Source organism: Actinomyces sp. MRS3W, assembly GCF_032465695.1.
In the GTDB taxonomy this organism is placed as follows: domain Bacteria; phylum Actinomycetota; class Actinomycetes; order Actinomycetales; family Actinomycetaceae; genus Actinomyces.
Genome location: NZ_JAWDJJ010000276.1, coordinates 1 through 5,877, shown reverse-complemented (window position 1 = coordinate 5,877; position 5,877 = coordinate 1). Strand labels below are relative to the sequence as shown.

At 65.7% G+C, this 5,877-nt stretch carries 5 protein-coding genes; 4 read left to right on the top strand and 1 reads right to left on the bottom strand.

All coding sequences use genetic code 11. The annotated features are described in order from the left end of the window. Positions 1 to 392, bottom strand: a 392-nt coding sequence (locus tag RWX45_RS10630) for a winged helix-turn-helix transcriptional regulator (protein WP_316023696.1), incomplete at its 3' end; no start/stop codon positions are given. Between the two features lie 307 nt (positions 393 to 699). Between RWX45_RS10630 and RWX45_RS10625 the strand changes: the two genes are divergently transcribed. The 4 genes from RWX45_RS10625 to RWX45_RS10610 all read left to right on the top strand — a co-directional run bounded on the left by RWX45_RS10625 (position 700) and on the right by RWX45_RS10610 (position 5,823). Next, positions 700 to 1,968, top strand: coding sequence for an ABC transporter substrate-binding protein (locus tag RWX45_RS10625; protein ID WP_316023695.1), 1,269 nt, complete (start codon positions 700 to 702; stop codon positions 1,966 to 1,968). 20 nt (positions 1,969 to 1,988) lie between these two features. Further along, positions 1,989 to 2,924: a sugar ABC transporter permease gene (locus RWX45_RS10620; protein WP_316023694.1), complete on the top strand. Its 936-nt coding sequence runs from the start codon at positions 1,989 to 1,991 to the stop codon at positions 2,922 to 2,924. Positions 2,925 to 2,930: 6 nt separating this feature from the next. Further along, positions 2,931 to 3,848: a carbohydrate ABC transporter permease gene (locus tag RWX45_RS10615; RefSeq protein ID WP_316023693.1), complete on the top strand. Its 918-nt coding sequence runs from the start codon at positions 2,931 to 2,933 to the stop codon at positions 3,846 to 3,848. A gap of 130 nt (positions 3,849 to 3,978) precedes the next feature. Further along, positions 3,979 to 5,823 (top strand): alpha-glucosidase, encoded by a 1,845-nt coding sequence (locus tag RWX45_RS10610; RefSeq protein WP_316023692.1) that lies wholly within the window; start codon positions 3,979 to 3,981, stop codon positions 5,821 to 5,823. Positions 5,824 to 5,877: the final 54 nt, after the last annotated feature.

The following is a 5,877-nucleotide window of genomic DNA, read 5'->3' as shown; positions in this document are numbered from 1 at the left end:
GTCATGATGTCGGCAGGGGTGTGCTCCGACAGCGGCCGACGCACGGTGGCAAGCACTCCCAGGCGCAGGTCGGTGAGAACCGCCGTGAGCAGATTTGTCGATAGCGCGACACCCACAATGGATTCGGCGTCGGCACGCACCTCCAATGGCGACTGAGGCCTGCCGGTGTCGGCGACCTGTTGAGTGTGTGTGGTGAGCAGGCCCGCTTCCACCAGCGGCGTCGTCAGCCGAGTGATGGAGCCGGGGGAGATGCCCACGAGGCGCATGATCTCGGGGCGCGGCAGTCTCCCGTAGCGCAGCAGGGCAAGCACGATCTCGCGCTGCGTATCGCTGAGATCGGCCCAGGGCGAGTTGGACGATTCACGCCCGGACGCGGCGGTTGAGGCGGCCATGACCCCATCATGCCCGATATGCGGGGCTGGTGACCGGGGCTGGGCCCTCGCGTCGAGCAGAGGGGCGCGGCGGCTTCGTCGTCGCTGGGGCGAGGTCCTGAGCGGCTGGCTGAGGCTTAGTCGGCCCTCAGCAACTTCGCACGGTTTCGGCATGTTATTAGTGCCGGTTTCGGTGACGGGGGTGGCGGGCGGATGCGCGGGGTGCAGGGTTGCGCACGAGTTTCTTCTGACGCAGAATAATCTGCGCGGCCGACCTGCGGTCGCACTCCCATCCCCTCACCTCAGCAAGGAAGCACGGAGGTTCCTCATGAGAGCACTGAGCAGGCGCTCCTTCCTCGCCGGCACGGCGACGGCGGCAGCGCTCGCGGCCACGGGCCAAACGCTCGCGGGCTGCTCGTCCGGAGACGGCAAGGTCCATCTCGAGCTGTTCCAGTTCAAGAGCGAGGCCATCACTCTCTTCGACCAGATCTGCGCAGACTTCAACGCCGCCAATCCCGATATCGTCGTCACCCAGAACTTCCAGGCCGACAACATCACCTCGCTGCGGGCCCGACTGGTTAAGGGCGACACCCCCGACCTCATCACCATCAACGGCGACTACAACTACGGTGCGCTGGCCGACACCGGCATCTTCTACGACTTCAGCACCACTGACCTGCTCGACGGCGTCAACCCCTCCATCGCCTCCATTCTCGACACGCTTGGCACCGGCGGCGAGGGGCAGACCAACGGCGTCGCCTTCGCCGACAACGGCTCGGGCATCATCTACAACAAGGACATCTTCGAGTCCGCCGGCCTCGAGCCGCCCACCACCTGGGATGAGCTCATCGCGATCTGCGACGAACTGACCGCCCAGGGCATCGACCCCTTCTACTGGGCGATTAAGGACAACTGGACCGGCGCTCCCGCCTTCTCCTCCCTGTCCGGCTCCTTCCTCACCGACGGCGTGGCGGCGTGGTACGACCTGCGACGCGACCTGGACTCGGGCACCTCCTTCGCCGAACTGACCCCCGTCTTCGAGAAGATGTATCAGGCGGTCCAGTACGGCAACGCGGACAAGGCCGCCCTCGGCTACAACGACGGCAACCAGGGCTTTGCGCAGGGGAAGGCCGCCATGTACTGGCACGGCACCTACGCCATCCCGGCCATTCGCTCCTACAACCCGGACATCAACCTGGGCACCTTCGCCACCCCCGCGGACAATGCCGCCGACACCAAGGTCGTCTCCGGCGTTGACGTGGCCCTGACCATGGGTGAGAACCCGGCACACCCGGAGGAGAACCTACGGTTCTTCGAATACCTCATGGACGAGGCGAATATGACCGCCTACTGCGACGAGCAGGTCGCCTATCCGACGCTGACCACGCTCTCCGCCCAGGACCCGGCCCTGGAGGGCCTGCAGCCCTACTTCGACGCCGGGCGCGTGGCCACCTACTCCGACCACAACTTCCCGCCGGCGATCACACTCAACGCCTACGTCCAGCAATACCTGTTCAGCGGCAACCTGGATCAGCTCATCACGACCCTGGACACCCAGTGGGACAAGGTCGTCCGACGCATCAACGAGACGGCCTGAGGCAGGAGGACACCAACATCATGACCTCTCACACCATTGCTCCCGCGGCGCCTGCGCCTAAACCGGGCGGTAGCGCCGCACGCAAGCAGAACAAGGCCAAAAAGGTTGACCCGGCCTTCATCTGGATGACTGTTCCGGCGGCCCTGGTCTTCACGGTTCTGCTCACTATCCCGCTGCTCACCGGGTTCTTCTACACCTTCACCAACTTCAAGGGTTACGGCGACTGGCACTTCGTCGGGCTGACGAACTACAAGAACCTGTTCTCCGACGACATCATCTGGGGGTCCTACGTCTTCACCTTCAAGTACGCAATCGTCGCCTCCATTCTGACCAACATCATCGCGCTCGGACTGGCACTCATCCTCAACTCCAAGATGAAGGCGCGTACCTTCTTCCGCGGCGTGTTCTTCGTGCCCTACATCCTGCCCGTGCTGGTGGTCTCCTACATCTTCAGCTACCTGTTCACCAACAACCTGCCCGAAATCGGGCAGGCCCTGGGATGGGAGTGGCTGAGCACCTCGCTGCTGGCCAATGAGGACCTGGCCTGGCTCGCCATCGTCGTCGTCGGCGTGTGGCAGGCGGTCGCCTACAACACGATCATCTACTTGGCCGGTCTGCAAACCGTGCCCAATGAGATCTACGAGGCCTCCGCCATCGACGGCGCCGGACCGGTCCGGCGCCTGTGGTCGATGACCCTGCCGCTCATCATCCCCTACCTCGGCATCAATATGGTGCTGTCCTTCAAGAACTTCCTGGGTGTCTTCGACCAGATCGTGGCCCTGACCTCGGGAGGTCCCGGTACCGCCACCCAGTCCATCTCTTATCTCATCTTCCGCAACGGCTTCCAGGGCGGCGAATACGCCTACCAGACGGCGAACGGCATCATCTACTTCCTCATCGTCGTTCTGCTGTCCTTCGCCCAGCTCCGCTTCACCCAGAGCCAGGAAAGGGTCTGATCCGCCATGACTGCCACCACCATGAACCCGTCCACACCCCAGGCGGACAGCCAACTGGGTGCCGGCGACCCCGAGGTGTACCGCGTGCGGCGCACCTCCACGTCCATCTTCGGTCGCACCAACTGGTGGACCACTGTGCTGGCCGTGGTGCTCAGCCTGACCGTGCTGGTGCCGCTGTACTTCACGGTCGTCACCGCTTTCAAGACCCCGGAGGAGCTGGCCACCTCCGGCTGGGCGCTACCCCGCTCCTGGAGCCTGGACAACTTCGCCACCGCCTGGGAGATGACCTCCTACCCGCGGCGCGTGCTCACCTCGGCGATCATCACCGTTGGGGCGACCGTATTCACCCTGCTGTCCAACTCCATGGTGGCCTACGCGCTGGGCCGGAACATGCACCGCCCCTGGTTCCGCCGCATGTACTACTACTTCGTGGCGGCCCTGTTCGTGCCGTTCCCGATCATTATGCTGCCGGTGGTCAAGGAGACCGCCCTGCTGCACCTGGACAACGAGGCCGGCCTCATTCTGCTGTACGTGGTCTACGGCCTGGCCTTCAACATCCTCATGTACACCTCCTTCATCAAGTCGATCCCGGAGGAGCTGGAGGAGGCGGCCGCCATGGACGGTGCCAGCCGCTGGACGATCTTCTGGCGGATCATCTTCCCGCTGCTGTCACCCATGAACGCCACCGTCGGCATCCTCACCTGCCTGTGGGCGTGGAACGACTTCCTGCTCCCGCTGGTCATCCTCACCGACCAGTCCAAGGCGACCCTGCCGCTGGCGCAGTACGTCTTCCAGGGACAGTTCAACACGAACTACCCGGTGTCCTTCGCCTCCTACCTCATGGCGATCGCGCCGATGTTCCTCGTGTACGTCTTCGCTCAGCGCTGGGTCATCTCCGGCGTGATGCGAGGCAGCCAGAAGTGAGTGCGCCTCCCGGTTGGGGCAGAACCCGCCCCAACCGGGAGGTTTACCGCTCCACTGGTGTGGCGTAGGCTCACACCCACACCGCTGAAACCGGCACAAATGACGTGCCCACCCCGGAAGGCCTCCTGCCATGAGCTACCCGTCGCTCGTCGTCAGCCCCAACCATGTCGGCCAAGATCCCGAATGGTGGCGGCACGCCGTCGTCTACCAGGTCTACCCGCGCTCCTTCCAAGACACCAACGGCGACGGCTACGGCGACATCCCCGGCATCACCGCCCGCCTGGACCACCTGGACGCGCTCGGCGTCGACGTCGTCTGGCTCAGCCCCGTCTACCGCTCCCCGCAGGACGACAACGGCTACGACATCTCCGACTATGAGGACATCGACCCCCTATTCGGTTCCCTGACGGACCTCGACGCCCTCATCGCCGGCCTGCACGAGCGTGGCATGCGCCTGGTCATGGACCTGGTGGTCAACCACACCAGCGACGAGCACCCCTGGTTCGCGCAGTCACGCGCCTCGCAGGACAACCCCAAGCGCGACTGGTACATCTGGCGTCCCGCCCGCCAGGTGCCCGGTCTGGCTCCGGGCGATCCCGGCACCGAGCCCACCAACTGGGGCTCCTTCTTCTCCGGTCCCGCCTGGACGTGGGATGCGCAGACCCAGGAGTTCTACCTCCACCTGTTCTCCGTCAAACAGCCGGACCTCAACTGGGAGAACCCGCAGGTGCGTCGAGCCGTCTACGACATGATGGGGCGTTGGCTCGACCGTGGGGTGGACGGCTTCCGCATGGACGTCATCAACCTCATCTCCAAGACCTACCCCCTCGCCGACGGCCCACGTCCGGACGGCGCCCTGTACGGCAATGCCGAACGCATGGTTGCCAACGGCCCGCGCATCCACGAGTTCCTCCACGAGATGAACCAGACGGTGTTCGCCCCGCGCGCTCGGCACATCATCACCGTCGGCGAGACCCCCGGCGTCAACACCACCGAGGCGCCCCGTTACACCGACCCCGCCCGTGAGGAACTGGACATGGTCTTCCAGTTCGAGCACGTGGGCCTGACCGACGGCCCCGGCGGCAAGTTTGACCCGCGTCCGCTGGACCGCGTCGCCCTCAAACGCAATCTTGCTTTCTGGCAGGCCGCCCTCGCCCCCGATGCCGACGCCTCCGGCCGCGTCACCGGCGAACGGGGCTGGAACTCCAACTACTGGGACAACCACGACCAGCCCCGCGCCGTGTCCCGCTTCGGCGACGACGATCCCGCCTGGCGCGAGATGAGTGCGAAGACCCTCGCCTCCATCCTGCACCTGCACCGCGGCACGCCCTACGTGTACCAGGGGGAGGAGATTGGCCAGACCAACCCGGTCCTCGGCGGCATCGACTCCTACCGGGACCTGGAATCCATCAACCACTTCCACGAGCGTGTCGGGGTGGGCGACGACCCGGCGACGGTGCTGGCCGGCCTGGCAGTCAACTCCCGCGACAACGCCCGCACTCCGGTGCAGTGGGACGCCACCGCCAACGCCGGCTTCACCACCTCCGTCCCCTGGATCGACGTGGCCCCCAACTACGCCGAGGTCAACGCCGCCTCGCAGGTGGGCGTGCCCGGCAGCGTCTTCGAGCACTACCGGGCGCTTATCGCGCTGCGCCACGCCGACGACGCCGTTGCCCTGGGCACCTTCCGCCTGCTGGACGCCGACGCCGCTGATTCCTGGACGATTCTGCGCGAGCATGTGGGTGTCGACGGCGAGCGCGAGCAGGTGCTTCTGCTGGCGTGCCTGACCCGCGCGGGACTGGAGACCGGGGAGGGATCCGAGCTACGGCGTCGACTGGCCGCCGAGGGCCTCGACCTGGGGGAGTGGGCGCAGGCCGAGCGCCTGCTCATCTCCTCCTTGCCTGCGGCATCGGGGACCGGGGTGCCGGAGCACCTGGACGGCTGGGACAGCGTCCTACTGCGCCGCTGGCTCTGAACCGGTCGCGCTTCCGCCCGGGCGCATGGTCATGGCCGCGCCCGGGCGGAAGCG